At 70.5% G+C, this 17086-nt stretch carries 14 protein-coding genes; 4 read left to right on the plus strand and 10 right to left on the minus strand.

Annotated elements, in window-relative coordinates:
* The first annotated feature begins 98 nt into the window (after nucleotides 1-98).
* Nucleotides 99-1976: a DNA mismatch repair endonuclease MutL gene (gene mutL / locus D7X30_RS12065; RefSeq protein ID WP_120563032.1), complete on the plus strand. Its 1878-nt coding sequence runs from the start codon at nucleotides 99-101 to the stop codon at nucleotides 1974-1976.
* A 4-nt stretch (nucleotides 1977-1980) separates the two neighbouring features.
* On the opposite strand, the gene D7X30_RS12070 is transcribed toward mutL, so the two are convergent.
* Nucleotides 1981-2406, minus strand: a complete 426-nt coding sequence (locus tag D7X30_RS12070) for a YciI family protein (protein ID WP_120563033.1) — start codon at nucleotides 2404-2406, stop codon at nucleotides 1981-1983.
* Nucleotides 2407-2587: 181 nt separating this feature from the next.
* Between D7X30_RS12070 and D7X30_RS12075 the strand changes: the two genes are divergently transcribed.
* The 3 genes from D7X30_RS12075 (at nucleotide 2588) to D7X30_RS12085 (ending at nucleotide 5085) form a co-directional block, all read left to right on the plus strand.
* The gene (locus D7X30_RS12075) at nucleotides 2588-3319 is read left to right on the plus strand and encodes a hypothetical protein (protein WP_120563034.1); all 732 of its coding nucleotides are present in this window, start codon (nucleotides 2588-2590) and stop codon (nucleotides 3317-3319) included.
* A gap of 133 nt (nucleotides 3320-3452) precedes the next feature.
* The gene (locus D7X30_RS12080) at nucleotides 3453-4478 is read left to right on the plus strand and encodes a tetratricopeptide repeat protein (RefSeq protein ID WP_120563035.1); all 1026 of its coding nucleotides are present in this window, start codon (nucleotides 3453-3455) and stop codon (nucleotides 4476-4478) included.
* Between the two features lie 97 nt (nucleotides 4479-4575).
* On the plus strand, nucleotides 4576-5085 hold the full coding sequence (locus D7X30_RS12085; RefSeq protein ID WP_199724250.1) for a hypothetical protein: 510 nt from the start codon (nucleotides 4576-4578) through the stop codon (nucleotides 5083-5085).
* 8 nt (nucleotides 5086-5093) lie between these two features.
* Here the strand turns inward: D7X30_RS12085 and D7X30_RS12090 are convergent, their stop codons facing one another.
* The 9 genes from D7X30_RS12090 to D7X30_RS12130 all read right to left on the minus strand — a co-directional run bounded on the left by D7X30_RS12090 (nucleotide 5094) and on the right by D7X30_RS12130 (nucleotide 16770).
* The gene (locus D7X30_RS12090) at nucleotides 5094-6731 is read right to left on the minus strand and encodes a carboxypeptidase regulatory-like domain-containing protein (protein WP_233591526.1); all 1638 of its coding nucleotides are present in this window, start codon (nucleotides 6729-6731) and stop codon (nucleotides 5094-5096) included.
* Nucleotides 6728-7312: a hypothetical protein gene (locus D7X30_RS12095; RefSeq protein WP_120563038.1), complete on the minus strand. Its 585-nt coding sequence runs from the start codon at nucleotides 7310-7312 to the stop codon at nucleotides 6728-6730. The genes D7X30_RS12090 and D7X30_RS12095 overlap by 4 nt, the downstream gene beginning before the upstream one ends.
* Before the next feature lie 19 nt (nucleotides 7313-7331).
* Nucleotides 7332-9230 (minus strand): sigma 54-interacting transcriptional regulator, encoded by a 1899-nt coding sequence (locus tag D7X30_RS12100; RefSeq protein ID WP_120563039.1) that lies wholly within the window; start codon nucleotides 9228-9230, stop codon nucleotides 7332-7334.
* 23 nt (nucleotides 9231-9253) lie between these two features.
* On the minus strand, nucleotides 9254-10252 hold the full coding sequence (locus D7X30_RS12105) for a tetratricopeptide repeat protein (RefSeq protein WP_120563040.1): 999 nt from the start codon (nucleotides 10250-10252) through the stop codon (nucleotides 9254-9256).
* Entirely contained in the window at nucleotides 10249-12240 is a 1992-nt protein-coding gene (locus D7X30_RS12110) for a serine/threonine-protein kinase (protein ID WP_120563041.1), read from the minus strand. The genes D7X30_RS12105 and D7X30_RS12110 overlap by 4 nt, the downstream gene beginning before the upstream one ends.
* A gap of 23 nt (nucleotides 12241-12263) precedes the next feature.
* The gene (locus tag D7X30_RS12115; protein ID WP_120563042.1) at nucleotides 12264-13361 is read right to left on the minus strand and encodes a 6-phosphofructokinase; all 1098 of its coding nucleotides are present in this window, start codon (nucleotides 13359-13361) and stop codon (nucleotides 12264-12266) included.
* 154 nt (nucleotides 13362-13515) lie between these two features.
* Nucleotides 13516-13995, minus strand: coding sequence for a hypothetical protein (locus tag D7X30_RS12120; RefSeq protein ID WP_120563043.1), 480 nt, complete (start codon nucleotides 13993-13995; stop codon nucleotides 13516-13518).
* A 78-nt stretch (nucleotides 13996-14073) separates the two neighbouring features.
* On the minus strand, nucleotides 14074-15081 hold the full coding sequence (locus D7X30_RS12125; RefSeq protein ID WP_158619248.1) for a CPBP family intramembrane glutamic endopeptidase: 1008 nt from the start codon (nucleotides 15079-15081) through the stop codon (nucleotides 14074-14076).
* Between the two features lie 87 nt (nucleotides 15082-15168).
* Nucleotides 15169-16770: an MBL fold metallo-hydrolase gene (locus D7X30_RS12130; protein WP_120563045.1), complete on the minus strand. Its 1602-nt coding sequence runs from the start codon at nucleotides 16768-16770 to the stop codon at nucleotides 15169-15171.
* Nucleotides 16771-17086: the final 316 nt, after the last annotated feature.

The raw sequence follows: 17086 nt of genomic DNA on the forward strand, positions 1-17086 counted from the left end.
AGGGGCGGGTGTTAGCCCAGCCGTCCGGGAATGTCAGCCGAGTGCGCCCGTGATGTTCTGGACAACGTCATCCAGGTGGCGGAGGGTGGCTGATCGCCATGTCCCGAATCGCGCGCCTGAGCGACGTGCTCATCAACAAGATCGCCGCCGGCGAGGTGGTGGAGCGCCCCGCCTCCGTGGTGAAGGAGCTGTGCGAGAACTCGCTCGACGCTGGCGCCCGCACCGTGCGCGTGGAGCTGGAGGCCGGCGGTGTGGGCCGCATCACCATCTCCGACGACGGCCACGGCATGAGCCGCGAGGACGCCACGCTCTGCCTGGAGCGCCACGCCACCAGCAAGCTGCGCGAACTGGACGACCTCTTCCACATCGACTCCATGGGGTTCCGGGGCGAGGCCATCCCCGCCATCGCCTCCGTGTCCCGCTTCACGCTGCACACCGCGGAGCCGGACGCGCACGAGGGCACGAAGGTGTCAGTGGAGGGCGGAGGCCCACCCACGGTGGAGGACGCGCCGCCCCGCGTGGGCACGGTCATCACCATCGAGGACCTGTTCTTCAACGTGCCCGCGCGCCGCAAGTTCATGCGCCAGGGCGCCACCGAGCTCAAGCACTGCGAGGAGGCCGTGGTGCGCCTGGCGCTCGCGCACCCGGAGGTCGGCTTCTTCGCCTCGCACGAGGGCAACGAGCTCTTCTCCAGCCCCGCCGCCGAACATGATCCGCGCGAGCGCATCGCCGCGGCCCTGGGCCCCGCGTCCTTCCCGCACCTGTTCCCGGTGGAGGAGCGCCGGCTGGGCGTGGTCGTCACGGGCTACCTCGCGTCGCCGGAGTACACGCTGCCCAACGCGCGCGGCCTCTACACCTTCGTCAACCGCCGCTACATCCGCGACCGCGGCCTCATCAGCACCGTGCAGCGCGCGTTCCAGGACTTCCTGCCCGCGGGCCGCCAGCCGGTGGTGGTGCTGCACATCGACGTGGAGCCCGCCGCGGTGGACGTCAACGTGCACCCGCAGAAGATGGAGGTGCGCTTCGCGGACGCCCGCGGCGTGCAGGACGCGATCAGCGCCGCCCTCTCACGCGTGCTGCGCGCGGCCCCGTGGCTGGGCTCGCCGGAGGAGCAGGCCGCCAACCCGCAGCCCCGGGACGCCGCGCACTACGCGCACGCAGTGGAGCGCTTCCTCACCCGCGCGCAGGAGGCCACCTGGGGCGCGCCGCTGCCCACCGCGATGGACGCACCGGGAGGCTCGACGCCCGCGCGCCCGCTGACGCCGTCCTACTTCACGCCGAACGGTGGAGCGCAGGGCAGCGCGTTCCCCGGTCCGTTCCAGGGCCCCCAGGTGCCGGGCCGCACGCTCGGGTTCGGCGAGGCGCAGCCGCAGCTCAACGAGGCTCCGCCTCCGGGCTACTTCGCGGCGCTGCGCCCCATGGGCCTGTTGGGCAGCCGCTTCCACGTGTGTGAAGGCCCCGGCGGCACGCTGGTGGTGCTGGATCCGCACGCCGCGCTGGAGCGCGCGCGCCTCACCGCGTACCTGCGGCGGCTGGAGGACGACACGAAGGCGCCGCCGCCGTCGCTGTTCGGCACCACGGTGGACCTGTCGCTGGCGGCGGTGAAGGCGCTGGTGGACGGCCGCGAGGCGCTGCTCAAGCTGGGCGTGGACGTGGAGCCCTTTGGCGGCACGGCGCTCGCGCTCAAGTCGGTGCCGGCGGGCCTGGAGGGCGTGGACCCTCGCGCGCTCCTGGAGGCCCTGTCACGCGCGCTGCCACCGCGCAGCGCTCCACTGGACGTGACGAGCCTGGCGGAGGCCGTGCGCGTGATGGCCTGTCACGCCGCGCGCCGCGCGTCTTCTTCGCCGCTCACCGACGCGCAGCTGCGCGCGCTGCTGGGCGAACTGGACCGCGCGGACTTCACCCCCCCGTGCACGCACGGCACGGTGGTGGTGCTGGAGATGCCGCTGCTGGAGCTGGAGCGGCGCGCTCGCTGACGGCTCAGGCCTTGGCCTTCGCCTCGACCTGCGCGCGCAGCGCTTCTTCCTTCGCGCGATGCTCGCCCGTGGGGTCGCTGGGCGCGAAGTCCTCCGCGGAGGCGACCTGGCGGATCTCCACCTCCCCGTCCCGGAAGGGGATGCGGCGCGCCCAGGCGATGGCCTCCTCGCGCGACTTCACCTCGATGATCCAGAAGCCGGCGACCAGCTCCTTCGTCTCAGCGAAGGGGCCATCCGTCACCGTGGGGCCCTTGGCGGAGAACGTCACGCGCGCCCCCTTGGAGCTGGGGTGCAGCCCTTCACCCGCGAGCAGGATGCCGGCCTTCACCAGCTCCTCGTTGTACTTGCCCATCTCGCCCAGCTCCTCCGAAGACGGGAGGCGACCGGTCTCACTCTCGGGGGTGGCCTTGACGATCATCATGAAGCGCATGGGGAGTTCTCCTTGGACGTCGGGTTCAAAATGGCGACGAATAGCAGGGCGCGAAATCGACACGGCGGGTGACGGACCGGAAAGTTGACGCGGCAAGGTACCCGGATACGGTGTGCGACACGCCTGTAGCACCGGGCCGCGAGCGCCCGTGCCGGCAGAAAGCCCCGGGAACCGCGCCTTGATGCTCCGCCGTCTGCCGCTCGTCTTCGCCCTCGCCGCCGCGCCCGCCCTCGCCCAGGAAGAAGGCGATTGGAGCGCGGGGCGGGCTCCCACCAACCTGGACGGCGTGGGCCGCATCACCGTGCAGGCCGGCTACCGGCTCACCTCCAACGGCACGCTCTACGACGCCTGGTATGGCGCCAAGGGGCCAGGCAACGGCCTGGAGCGCGCGCCGGAGTCCTCGGGTGGGCCCCTGGGCGTGGCCACGTTCGCGTACGCGATGTCGGACCTGGTGGAGGTGGGCATCGACCTGTTCGGCACCGCGCAGACCCTGCGCCTGTCCGAGCCCGGGCCCGACGGAACCACCGTGTCCCGCAAGGTCAGCACCGTGTCGTACGGCGCGCTGCTCGGCGTGCGCTTCCAGGGCGTGCTCGACATCGGGCCGCAGGGGCTGATTCCCTCTGCGGGCGTGCTCACGGGGCCCGCGGTCATCTCCTCGACGCGCGAGGGCTCGTCCATCCAGGAGCGGGTCTCCCAGGCCTGGGTGGGCTCGCTCGGCGCCACGCTTCGCCTGTCCGCGGAGTGGGGTATCACCGCTGAGTACCGCTTCATGCTCCTTCGCGGTCCCGTGGAGTCCCCGAACACCGACGCGTTCAAGGGGCCCTTCAGTTTCAGCCACGGAGGCAATTGGTTCGCGCTCGGTGTGACGTATACGTTCCCGCCGAATCCGTCCCGTCCCATGGCCTCGTTCTAGAGGCCTGGGAAAGTTCCAACACGAAAGCAGGCGAGCGCGCGCGGAGCAGGGGCTTTCGGGGAATGGTGGGCACCAAGGGCCCTGTTTGGGAGCGGAAAAAGAACCCGCCCCTCATCCCGGAGAGTCCCCTAGCATGCGTGAGTCGGCCGAAGTCATTTCCGGTCCCAGGAAGATGTCCATGCCCCCCTCTGAACAGCCGAAGACCGACCTTGAGAAGGAACTCTCCGAGCTCCGCCGCGAGGTCATCGAGTCGCGCAACCTCGTCATCAAGACGGACAACCTGCTGAAGAACCTCCACGCGGAGGTGAAGGCGGTCGGCAAGCGTCACGAGGACTTCCAGAAGCGGCAGTGGCTCTCCTCGGCGGTGGCCTACGCGCTCTTCGCGATTCTGGCGGTCGGTGGCGCGGTGCTGGTGAACGGCGCGCGCAGCTCCAGCAACACCAACGAGCGCGAGCGGCTGGAGAAGCAGGTGGCGGACCTCTCCGCGCAGCTGGAGAAGCAGCGCGCGGACACGACCTCGCACCTGACGGCCCAGCGCGCCGCGAACGAAGTCTACAAGATGATGACCACGCTGCCGGGTGACGAGCGCCTCAAGGGCATCGACGCGCTGGTGAAGCTGGACACGCAGAAGCTGTCCTCGCTGGAGCGCCAGGCGCTGAACGACCGCGCCGCCATCCTGCGCCGCGAGACGGGCGACGCCGCCCTGGAGCGCGGGAAGATCGCCTTCCGCAAGAACGAGATGCCCGCCGTGGTGGAGAACCTGTCGCGCTTCCTGGCCATGAACCCGCAGGAGTCGGATGCGCTGGACGCGTCCTTCTTCCTGGGCACCGCCTACAACCAGCTGCGTCAGCACGACAAGGCCGTGCCGCTGCTGGCCCGCTTCGTGGAAGGCGACAGGAAGTCCAAGACGCGTGACTACGCCATGCTGCTGCTGGCCCAGTCGTACCAGGAGACGGGCTCGTTCGATAAGGCGGCGGACACGGTGCGCGACGCGCTGGCCACGTACCCGGCCACCCAGTACCTGTCGCAGTTCCGCGGCCGGCTGAACTCCGCCAAGCGCGCCGCCGCCGGTGGTGACGCCGCCGCGGTGCCCGCCGCCGCTCCGGCCGCCGCGCCCCAGGCCGCTCCGGCCGTGGCCGCCCCCGCCGCGGGCCAGTAGTCCCCACACCGCCGCCGTCCGGGGAGGGTTCGCCTTCCGGACGGTGTGCAAGGGAAGCATTGCCACCCGGGGTCCAGGGTCGTAAGACCTGGGCCCCGTGTCCGCTCCCGACTCGCAGAAAGACCCCCGCTTCCGCCGCTACCGTGGCGCCGCGTACGCGGTCCACATCACGCTGGCCACGCTGGTCTCGCTGTGGATGATCTGGAACGTGGGGCACTCCGTCGCGGCGATGACGCCCGCGAGGCCCCCGGCCGTGATGCCACCGCTCACCGTGCGCGAATGTCTGGACGCCGCGGACGCGCACTGGAAGGACCTGGAGGCCGAGCGCGAGAAGCTCGTGCACGTCCTCCCCGCCCGCAAGGTCGACCAGGAGTGGATGCGCTTCCGCACGGACTGGCTGACGCGCGTGCGCAAGTCCGAGTCCGAGTGCGCCCTGGAGTCGAGAGATCCGTCGCGCGTGGAGCTGCGCTCGGTGTACCGCCACCTCACGCGGGTGCAGGACCTCTACACCATCCACGCGGTGCAGTACGCGGGCGAGGTGGGCGGCGCGGTGGACGCGCTGCACGCCGCCTTCGACACCGCGCGCCGCAAGGACAGCGGCCGGTAGTCGCGGCTTCAGCGCGTGGGCAGCACGGTGGAGTAGCGCCCCGTGCTGTCGGACACCGTCTGCGCCAGCAGGATGGACTCCGGCCGTCCCCCCACCGTCACCACGCGGAAGAAGCGCACGGAAGCGTTCGCCGCGATGCCGTCCGGGGCCAGCGCCGGGTCCGGGGGCAGGGTGATGCGGCCGCTCAAGGAACGGCCTCGTGACAGCGTGAAGGCGGCCAGGGTCATCACGTCTGACCCGGCGGTGCCGGCAGGCACGGTGACGAAGCGGCTGACGCGCGGCAGGTTCTCCCCGGGCAGGAAGTCCAGCCGGTACTCGCCCGGATCCAGGGCCAGCGAGAAGTTGCCGTCGCTGCTGGTGGTGAGGGGCGACTCGAAGCCCAGGGGCGGCTGCGGATAGCCTTCCAGGGCCCCCACCGGCTCCGCCACGACGCGCACGCCCGACGCGGGGCCGGTGCCCTCCGGGTTCTTCACGCTGCCCACCACCGTCATGCGCTCCGGGCACGTCACGTCCGGCAGCACCGTGTCCACCGCCGCCACCGTCACCTGCTGGGGCGTCAGGCGCGAGAGCGAGCTGGGCGGCGGGACGATGACCAGCGTGAGCGGGGACTCCGTGACGCCGGGCAGGGACGTGAGCTGGTAGCGCCCCTGCGCGTCCGTCAGCACCGGCACGCCCTTGAAGGTGCCTCCGCCGGCCACGCGGCCCTGGAGCGACACGCGCGCGCCGGCCATGGGCGTCTGGCCGTCCATCTCCAGCACGCGGCCCTCCACCTTCACGGCCGCGCCGGGGTCTCCCAGCTCCAGCGGAGCGGGGAGGGCGGCGGACGGCTCCACCACGAAGGTCTTCCAGGGCACCAGGTCCCCGGCGTTCACGGGGGTCGCGCGCAGGAGGACCGTGGCGCGCGCGGCGTCCTCCGCGCTCAGTACCAGCTGGAACGCGCCCGTGCCGCGGGTCACGCGGGCGCGTTGGGACAGCGGGCGCAGCGACTCATCCAGCACCTGCACCTCCATGTCCGCGTCCACCTGCTTCGAACCCTGGAGCACCAGCGTCCCCGTCAGCGTCACCACGCGCGAGCCGGTGGGCAGGTCGAAGGCCACCATGCCGCCCGACGAGGGATCCACGAAGGCGTCGCGCGACAGCGGTGGCAGGGCCGGGTCCACCGGCGTGAGCGTCACGGTGTACCTGCCACTGCCCACGGGCAGCACCCACGCGCCGTCGTCCGGGGTGAGCGTCGTCTCATAGCGCCGCGCCACGCCGGGGATGAGGCGGCTGTCGCCCGTGGCCAGCAGGTGGATGGGGGCGCGGTAGGGCATGGAGGCCGTGCCGCCGTCCGCCGTGGCGGTGGTGCCGCGCGTGACGGTGCCCATCAGGCGCACGGGGCTGAAGAGCTCCAGGTTCTGCTCCGCCCGCAGCCGGTCCACCGGGAAGTCCTGCGCGAGCAGGCCCGCCTTGGGATGGGGCTGCACCTCCACGACGATGTCGCCGCCGGGGTTGCCGCAGCCGTCCACGAAGCACACCTGGCCGGCGGCGCACTCCGCGTCGGAGCGGCACACGAGCTGCTCCGGGGGAGGCTCGTCCTCCAGGAAGCCGCACCCGGCCCCGGTCAGCCCGAGCGCCAGCGCCAGGGCCCGGAGCGCGCGCCTCACTGGCAGTCCCCCGCCACCGTGTTCACCACCCACGAGTACGAGGTGACGAAGCCCGGGTTCTTCACCACGCCGCCGTCCGCGAGGATGACCTCGTCCGGCGGATCCGGCTGGCGGTTGGTGAGGTGCCGGTCGGTGACGAACGCCTCCACCAGGTGGATGCCCGGCGGGGCCAGCGGGTTGTTGGCCGAGCGCAGGTCCATGCGCAGCGTGCCGCGGTCGTCACGGCGCGGCTGGCCGGTGTTGGCGAGGACGATCTGCCGGTAGTAGCCCGTGGGGTTGGACGGGTTGTAGTCCACGTACCACTCCACGGTGATGCGGTCGTCGACGTCCAGGTCCTCCACCACCACGTTGAAGTCCTGGATGCAGCTGCCCACGCCGAAGGCGCGCAGGATGCGCTCGGAGGGCTCCACCTGCTCCTCCAGGATGCGCGGCGGCCGGTTCCTGAACTGGGGCAAGCTCTCCAGCAGCGCCACTTCCTGCGGGATGAGGCACCCGGAGCCCGTCGCGAGCGCCGCGAGCCCCAGGGCCGTCACCAGCGGCTGGAGGATGCCCCGGGACTGTCGCGTCGCGTGACGGTGCATGGCGTGGCTTGGGGGAACGCTATAGCAGTTCCTCGTTCTCCTCGGGAGGAAGCGGACCGCCCGTCTTCTCCGCCTCCAGCTTCTCCAGGTGGCGGAAGATGGTGCGGGGGTCCACGCCCAGGTCCTTGGCCGTCTTGGTGCGGTTGCCGTTGTTCCGGGCCAGGACCTCGTTGATGTAACGCTTCTGGAACTCTTCCTTGGCCTGGAGCAGCGGCATGATGGGCTCCAGGTTCTCCGGCTTGAGGTCCAGGTCGTCCGCGCCCAAGAGCGGCTTGTCCGCCAGCACCACCGCCTTCTTCAGGCGGTTCTCCAGCTCGCGGATGTTGCCCGGCCAGCCGTACTTCTTCATGGACACGGCGGCGGCGGGCGTGAAGCCGCGCGCCTTGGAGTTGAACTCGCGCGCGTACTTCTGGAGGAAGAAGCGGCCCAGGACGATGACGTCCTCGCCGCGCTCGCGCAGGGGCGGCAGCTTCACGGTGACGACGTTGAGCCGGTAGTAGAGGTCCTCGCGGAACGCGTTCCGCTTCACCTCTTCTTCGAGGATCTTGTTCGTCGCGGCCACCACGCGGATGTCCACCGGTTCGCCGCGGTTCTCGCCGACCTTGTAGACGATCTTGTCCTGGAGCGCGCGAAGCAGCTTCACCTGGAGCTGGAGCGGCATCTCGCCGATTTCGTCCAGGAAGAGCGTGCCGCCGATGGCCGCCTGGAACTTGCCGGGCCGCGTGGCCACCGCGCCGGTGAAGGCGCCCTTGGCGTGGCCGAACAGCTCGCTCTCCAGCAGGTTCTCCGGGATGGCGCCGCAGTTCACCGTGATGAACGGGCCCTTGGTGCGCGGCGAGCGGCGGTGGATCTCCCGGGCGATGAGCTCCTTGCCCGTGCCCGTCTCGCCCGTAATCAGCACGGAGATGTCCGTGGGCGCGATCTTGTCGATGCGCTTGTACACGTCCCGCATGCCCTGGCACGCGCCCACGATGTCGCCGTAGCGCTGGTCCTCCAGCTTGCGGCGCAGCTCCGTGTTGTCGAGCTTCAGGTCGTTCACGAGCAGCGCGTTCTGCAGGAGCAGCGACGCCTGCGCCGCGAACACGGTGAGCATGTCCATGCTCTTGGGCTCGAAGCGGTTCACCAGCCGGTCGTTGCCCACGTAGAGCACGCCGAACAGGTCGCCCTTGTGCATCACCGGCACGCACATGACGGAGTGGACCTTGAGGTTCACCACGGACTCGCTGGCCTTGAACTCCGGCGCGTCCAGCGCGTCCGCGACGATGATGGCCTTCTGGTCCTTCACCACCTTGGCGATGATGGAGTCGGACAGCTTCTCCACCGCGTCCTCGATGTTCTCCCGGGCCACGTTGCGCGCGGCCTTCACGCGAGGCTCGCCGCTCTCCATCAGGATGAGGAAGCCCTTGTCGGCGCGGGTGACCTCGATGGCCTCGTCCAGCAGGCTCTCCAGGATGCGGTCCACGTCGTAGCTGCCGAAGAGCCGCTCACTGAACGCGGTGAGCCGCTTGAGCAGCACCAGCTCGCGGCCCACCACGCCGGGCAGCTCCGCCGTGTGCGAGTCCGACGAGGCCGTGGCGGCGGAGGGCAGGGACACCTCGCGCTCGGGCACCTCGCGGCGCACGGGCTCGCGGGGGGCGTCCTCGCGGGAGAAGGTCAGCTCGGTGCCGCCGACCTTGACCACGTCTCCGGTGGAGAGCGCGTGGTTGTCGCGGCGCTTGCCGTTGACGTGGAAGGTGGCGCCCAGGCTGCCCACTTCGTAGCGGGTGCCGTCGAAGGTGACGTGCAGGGCGTTGGCGGGGACGTTGGCGTCCTCCAGCGGCACGTCGTTGTCGGATCCCCGCCCCAGGCTGGTGATGCGCTTGAGCAGGGAGACCGTGCGGACCTTTCCATCGGGGGTGCGGACGGTGAGGCTGGCCATGGGCGGACTTTGGGTTCTTGGGGCTAGAACGTGAGGGTGAAGCCGGCGCCCAGCCCACCCTTGGTGGAGTACAGCCGCACGCGCGGCGGCGCGGCCTGGGAGACGGAGGGAGAGGGCTTTGGTTCGGGGCGGGACTCGACGGTGGTACTGGTCACCACCTGGTCCTCGTGGTGGTAGACGGCGTCCACCACGCCCAGGGTGTAGACGGTGTAGAAGCCGGTGGCGGACGCGAGCTTGAGCAGCTGCCAGGTGTCCGCCTGCCGGGCGCGGTCCGTGGGGATGTAGCGCACCGGAATGGACGCGCGGCCGTCCTCGTCCAGCACGTTGTCCAGGTTGATGAGCCGCTCCTCGAAGAGCGAGTCGTACGCGAAGAACGCGATGATGCTGGTGATGGCCAGCACGCCCTCCGTGGCGGCGAAGGCGATGCCCATGCCGTTGCGGCCCTGCTGGAACTGGCCGGCGCCGAAGGGGACGAAGTTGACCAGGAAGTTGTGCTTCTCCACGGTGCGCACGGTGACCTGGCGGGCCAGCTCCTCCGCGCGGCGGCGCTGCGTCTCCAGGGCGACGCGCTCCTGCTCCCGGCGCTCCTGTTCGGTCTTCTCGCGCTCCAGGCGCAGGCGCTGCTCCTGGCGGAGGAACTCGCGCTCGCCGGACATCTGGTTCTTGAGGTCCTCGAAGTAGGCGACGGCCGGGGGCGGGACGACGAAGGGGTCCAGGCTGAAGTCGGGATCCAGCCGGAGCACGGCGCGCAGGTGGCGTTCGGCTTCGTCCGTCTTGTTGAGGTTGAAGGCGGACAGGCCCGCGAGCTTGTGCAGCTCCACCAGGTCCTCTTCCGGCAGGTCGCCCCGGTCGATGCGCTGGCCGGCGCGCTCCAGCACCTCCGCGTACTTGCCGTATTCGAACGACGAGCGCAGCGCGGCGACCTCCGGATCCGCGCCCATGGGCGTCTGGGCGCGCGCGGACGCGGGGCCGAGCAGGGCGGCCAGCAGGAGGAACACGAGAAGCAGCGGGCCGCGGCTCATTCGGGCGCCAGGCTCCCGCGCAGGGTGGTGGGCTTGCCGGGCTCCAGCAGGACGACGCGCTTCTCCGTCTTGTAGCCGGGGGAGGAAATCTCCACCTCCACGCGGTGCTGGAAGCTGGCGGGGCCGCGAGGGGAGCGGATGTCGAAGGGGTGCTGGAGGCTGTCGTTCGCGGTGCGCTCCACGTCGCCCACGCGCACGGTGGCGTCCGGCGGCTGGTAGTCCATGGACAGCTGCGAGGCCTTCAGCAGGGCGCGCAGGCGGAAGACGTTCTCGCGGTCCGGCTTCACGTCGATGGTCTCCGTGGCGTCCTCGCAGTAGCCGCAGGAGACGGTGACGGTGTGCTCGCCCGGGGACAGGTGCACGTCGTGCTGCGCGAGCTGCTGCGCGCCGGCGGGGCCGCCGTCCACGCGGATGGAGCCGTAGGGGCGCACGAGGATGGACACGGGGATCTTGCCGTTGCGCGTGGACTTGGAGTCGTCCTGCGGGTCGAGGCTGGCGACCACCGCGGGGCGCGAGGGCGCGCGATCCGGAGGGGAGGGGACGCGAGGGTTGGAGTCGGTGGGAGGCAGGAGCGCGTCTCGGCCGGGCGTGCCCGTGCCCTGCGCGCCATTGGGACGCAAGCCCGTGGCCTGCGGGCCCTGAGGGGTGCCCGTGCCGTCAGGCGAACCTGTCGTGCCACCCGTGCCCTGCGCGCCGTGGACCGCGCCCGCGCCTTGCGTGCCCGTCGTGCCACCCGTGCCCTGCGAGCCGCCAGCCGTGGGCTGGGAACCCGGCGCCTTCGAGCCCTCGGCGCGCGGATCCACCGTTTGCACCTTCGGCGTCTCGGGCGCGCTCGCGTTCATCCGGTGCACCTGCCAGCCGCCCAGCCCCAACGCGAGCGCCACGCCCGCCGCGATGCCCACGCGGAGGCCGCGCCTGCGCCACGTGCGCCGCCGCTGCTGACGCTGGATGCCCTTGAGCAACCCCAGCGCCCGTTCATTCGTCGCGTCCAGCGCGAGCACGTGGTTGAGGCACGCCAGCGCGCGCGGTGTCCGCTTCTCCGCGAGCTGCCGCTCCCCGCGCTCCAGCAGCGCCGCGACGATGCGCTGGCGCGCGAGCCGCTGGTACGACGGCGGATCCGCGAAGAACGAAATCAGCTCCTCGCCCACGCGGGAGAAGCCCAGCCCCGCGAGCGCATCCGCCAGCGCGTCGCGCAGCTTCCCCGCGTTGGGGTAGCGCCGCGCCGGGTCGCGCTGGAGGCACGTCGCGCAGATCTCCGCCAGCTCATCCGAAAGCGCGGGCACGCGGCGGCGCGGGTCCTCATACGCCCCATCCAGGATGCGCTTGAGCGTCGCCGTGGTGTTCGACGCGGTGAAGGGCAGACGGCCCGTCATCAGCGCGTAGAACATGATCCCCAGGCTGAAGACGTCCGCCTCCGGCCCGGCCTCCAGGCCCTCGATGATCTCCGGCGACATGTGCGCGGGAGAGCCCACCAGGGCGCCCGTCACCGTCATCCGGTCCTCGATGTCCAGGAGCCGCGCGATGCCGAAGTCCATGAGCTTGAGGACCCCGTCCTCGCGCACCATGACGTTCTCCGGCTTCAGGTCGCGGTGGATGACGCCCGCTTCGTGCGCGTGCGCCAGCGCCGCCGCCAGCTCGTGGATGATCATCGCCGCCAGCTCCGGCGGCTCCAGCGGGCCTTCGTCCAGGTACGTCTTGAGCGTCCGGCCCCGGATGTACTCCGTGACGATGAAGGCGTCGTGCGCCTCCGCCGAGGAGAAGTCGAACACCTCCAGGATGTTGGGGTGGTGCAGCTTCGCCACCGCGCGGGCCTCGCGCGCCAGGCGCCGCCGCGACTCGTCCTTGCCGGCCAGGTGCGGGTGCAGCACCTTCACCGCGACCTCGCGGTCCAGGGCCGTGTCCAGGCCCTTGTACACGACGCTCATGCCCCCGGAGCCCAGCTCCTCCAGGATGCGATAGCGACCGATATGGCGGCCGACGAGCGTCATGGCGTGCGGTGCGCGCTCTCCCCTCAGTCCCCGAACCCGATGCCCATGCTCCGCGCGAACCGCACCAGGTCCCCCTGGACGTCCACGCGTCGCTCCTTGCGAGACTCACTCAGCGGCACGGGGATGACCTCGTTGTTCCTGAGCGCCACCATGTGCCCCCACTGTCCGTCCCGCACCAGGTCCAGCACCTTGCACCCGTAGCGCGTGGCCAGCACCCGGTCCGCCGCGCTCGGGCTGCCGCCGCGCTGCAGGTGGCCCAGCACCGTCACGCGGATCTCCGCCTCGATGTGGCTCGCCAGCAGATCCGCGCACACCTTGCCGGAGCCGCCCAGCCGCACCACGCCCCGACCCGGGATGTCCGCGGCCTCCGCCAGCACGGACAGCGCGCCGCCCTCCGGATACGCGCCCTCCGAGATCGCGATGATGGAGAAGCTGCGCCGCCGCGTGGCCCGCCGCTTCAGCGTCTCCAGCATGGACTCCACGCGGTACGGAATCTCCGGGATGAGGATGAGGTCCGCGCCGCCGGCGATGCCGCTCTCCAGCGTGAGGAAGCCCGCGTGGCGGCCCATGATCTCCACCACCATCACGCGGTCATGCGCCTCCGCGGTGGAGTGCAGCCGGTCCAGCGCCTCCGTGACGATGAGCCGCGCGGTGTCGAACCCGAACGTCTGGTCCGTGCCGGACAAGTCGTTGTCGATGGTCTTCGGACACCCGACGACCTTCAGCCCCTTCTCCGCCAGCTGGTGCGCGATGGACAGCGTGCCGTCCCCACCAATGGCGACCAGGCCGTCCAGCCGCAATTCCTCGCAGCGGCGCAGGACCTGATCCGACACGTCCCGCCCCCCCCAGCCCGAGCCCTCACGCACCGGGTAGGCGAACGGGTTCGCCTTGTTGGACGTGCCGAGGATGGTGCCGCCCTTGGGCAGGATGCCGCGCGTGTCCTCCACACCGAGCGGGCGGACGAGCTCCGGCTCCACCAGGCCCATGTAGCCGTTCTCGATGCCGACGAACGAGTGGCCGAACTCGTGCACGCCTCGACGGACGAGGCCACGGATGAGCGCATTGAGTCCCGGACAATCACCACCGCCGGTGAGGACGCCGAGTCGAAGAGGTCGAGCCATAGGAAAGATGAAAGTCGGACGCGGGTGTCAGTGGGAACGGGCGACACTATGACAGCAACGTCGGTGCGGATTGTAGGTGCCACCCCAGGGGGGTGCAACGCACGAATCAGCGGTTGCGTCGGATCCGCGCTTGGAGGGACGCGGGGGCGACCCCTCAGTCGCGCTTGAGGCGACGCCGGGAGGCCAGCCGGTCCAGGAGGGCCTGGAGGCGATCCTCCTTCTGCGCGGGAAGGGCCCGGTCCGTGGGGGACTGCACGGGCATCTCGCGGGCCATCCGGTACAGCTCTTCCAGCCGCTCCAGCACCAGCTCGTTGCCGGGGCGCTCCTGAAGGGCCCGGCGGTACGCGGCGGCGGCGCCCACGTAGTCACCCAACGTGAAGAGCCGCTCGCCCTCCTGCATGGGGGAGGGAGGGCCCAGCGGGAGGCGCTGGGGTTCGCGCACGCGGTTCTTCAGGTGCTGCAGCTCCTCCGGCTGGAGGCTGTCGCGCAGCTGGGCCAGCCTGGCGGCCAGGGCCTCCTCGCGCGGAAAGGCGGCGAGGAGGTGCTCGAAGAGCTCGAACGCCTCCGCCAGCTCGCCCCGGCGCAGGGCGCGGTCGGCACGTGCTTCCATGTCGGCCCGGACGGCAGGGGTCATCTCGCGCGGGAGAGTAACTGTTGCCCACCCGGGATGTCACATGCGGAAAAGCCTGCGCTCGGCGGGCCGCAAGGCCTCTCAGGCGGGCGTCGCGGAGGACTCCGGCAATACCGCGCTTTCCGTGCTCCGGGCGCTCCGCTTCCAGTGGCGGAAGAGCCACACGGCCACCAGTCCGTGGAGCACGAGCCCGAAGACGCCCTCGCCGTTGAAGACCCAGACCTGACCGCCGAAGAGCCCCGGCCGGCCGTTGTAGACGCTGCCGAAGAGCAGCGGGTTGATGATGTTCCAGCTGATGTGGAAGAGGGCGGGCGGCCAGATGGAGCGCGACGCCATGTAGAGCTGCGCGAACACCACCGCGGCCACGGCGATGGACACGAGGAACGTCACGTTCTGCCCCACGTGCCCGCGCTGCGTGGAGGAGAAGATGAGGGGCAGGTGGAACGCGGCCCACACCGGCATGGTGATGGCCGCGGCCAGCGCCGGCCGGTGCATCCACCAGCGCACCAGCGTCCCGCGCCAGCCCACCTCCTCACCCAGCTCACTGGGGACGCCGAAGCCCACGACGGGCCCCCACACCAGTGCGGCCAGGCCGTAGCGCAGCCATCGCCAGCGCTCGGGCAGCTTCGCGCCCAGCTTCTCCACCCAGCGCCAGCGCACGGACGCGGCGGCCAGCCACCACGTCACCGTCAGCGCCCAGAACAGGAGGATCATCACCGGCACCGTCGCCACGCCCGTGACCCCGAACGGACCCTTGAGCAGCTCCGGCTGGTACGTGATGAAGGACGCGTCCCCCGTGGCGAACCGGATCGCGTAGGCCAGCGGCGCGATGACGGCGCCGTACGCCAGCGGCAGCGCCAGCCCCAGGAACCACCACTTCCAGCCGGGGAAGGAGAAGCCCACCGCGGAGGGCGGCTCGCGACGGAAGAACCAGGAGCACGCGAGGCCCACGATGCCGGGCACGCACATCATCCAGCGCATCAGCCACACGGACTTCTCGCCGCCCGTGATGAACAGCACCGCCATCGTCCAGCTCACCGCGAGCGACACCGCGATGAACGTGAGGGTTTCTTTCCGGGGATTCCTCATGTTCCGGAGCATACCGGTTGGGCTCATGCCGTCGAGCCCTACGTACGAGGGGAGGGCGGACAATCCGCCCTGCACCCGCGTGCGCCTTCAGCCCTTGAGGTGGACCTCTCGCGCGCCCTCGAGTCGTTCGGCCTGGAGGCCGCGCTCGCGGGCGGTGGAGAGCAGCAGATCAGACTCCTTCATGCGGGGCGTCTCCGGCGTGGCGGCGGGCCCGATGATGTGCTCCATCCAGGGCTCCAGGCCCATGGCGTAGTTGAAGATCCGCTTCGCGCCCACGAGCTCCAGCAGGCGCAGGCCTTCGGTGGAGTTGCTGCCGCGGCAGCGGCGGTTCTTCTCCAGCTTGCGGTCGCGCTTCTTGGGGAAGAAGCCCTCCAGCATCCACGTGTGCGGCGCGCCGACGATCTCCGTGTTCATGAAGACCGTGTGCAGATCGCCCACCGTGCCGCGCAGGTCGCGGTACGTCGTCTCGTCCACGCACATGGAGTCGGCGGCGAAGAACAGGCGCTCCTCGCCGGTGCGGATGATCCACGCCGTCTTGGCGTGGGCCACGTCGCCGTGCTCGCCCATGAACGGCGCGGCGATGATCTCCCCGTCCGGGATGGGCAGGGATTCGTAGAAGTAGGGCTCCAGCACGTTCTTGAAGCCGAGCGCCTTGCCCAACAGCCGGGGCGAGTAGTCACCCGCCAGGGCGCCGCTCGAGCGCGGCACCATCAGCGTGCCGATGCGGTGGCGCAGGCGCAGCAGCGTTTCGATGTCCAGGTGATCCGGGTGGCTGTGGGTGATGACCACGTAGTCGATGCGGCGGGGCAGGTCCGCGAAGGACATGCGCGCCAGCGGGCCCATCTTCTCCGGCCGCACCGGCACCACCGCGTCGATGAGGATGGACGTGCCCTTCCACTCCACCAGCACGCACGCGTGGCCCACGTAGCGGATGCGCACCCCCGGCCCGTTCCAGGTCTCGGGAAGGGTCTGCGGCGCCTCCGTGAGCAGGGGCATCAGGTCCGCGTCGGACTTCACGGCGTCGCCCAGCAGGTCGCGGATCCACTCCAGCGGCTTGGGCTCCACGTCCAGGCTGAACAGCTTGTCCAGGCGCTCGTCGTGGAACGGCACCTTCCAGTCCAGCTGCCCCGCCTCCATCAGGCGCGGCGTGGTGAGCAGCGAGTCGCGCTCCGCGTCCGCCTTCAGGCGGCGGAGCCGCATCGACTGGAGCTCCGTCTTGTGGTGGCGGCCGCGGTACAGCAGGCCTTCGTGCACGCGCATCGACGGGCGGTTCACGTAGTCGTACACCAGCTCCACCACGCCCTTGAGCGGCTCCGGCAGCCGCGCGTACAGCGGCTCCAGGGACTGGCCCTTGGCCTCCGCCAGCAGCTGCGTCTGGAACTCGTCGAACGCCTCCGCCAGCTTGATGTTGTCCTCCTGCGCGGTGGTCATCCGCTGCATGAGCGCCCGCACCTCTTCCGCGCGCTCCGGCGCGATGCCCACGAAGGAGCTGCCGCTCAGCTCCGGATCCTTCGCCGCCTTCGCGTGGAAGTCCGGCGTCTGCAGGTAGGCCTTCAGCAGCGGCAGCAGGTAGGCCTGCAGATGCAGGCTCGCGGGCATGGGCGCCACCGTCATCCACCAGGCCTGGAAGTCCTGGACGAGCGGTTCGACGAGAGTGGCATCCGCGAGGCGATACAGAGGAGCAGTCATGGTGGGCGATCGCGAGGAGGCACCCGCACCCGGACTCGATTCACGGCGGTTCCGGGAAGGGAACTCGCGGAGTCAAGGAAGGGCGGGGTGAGTGCAGAAGACCAGGAAGCAGGGCTGACGAGCGAATGTGAGCGATTCGAGCAATTTGTTCAAGTTCGGTAGAACCCAGCCGTAGTGGTATTCTCGTATCCAGTTCTGCTCCCCCGGACACATTGCAAGGGTGCCTGTGTCACTCACATCGTGAGTGTGCGTCGCACAGGAAGTCGGCCCACTGAAGCCTTTGCGGTGTTCTCCGGCCTTCCACATGGGTTCTTCC

This window comes from Corallococcus sp. AB011P (genome assembly GCF_003611605.1).
GTDB classification, from domain to species: domain Bacteria; phylum Myxococcota; class Myxococcia; order Myxococcales; family Myxococcaceae; genus Corallococcus; species Corallococcus coralloides.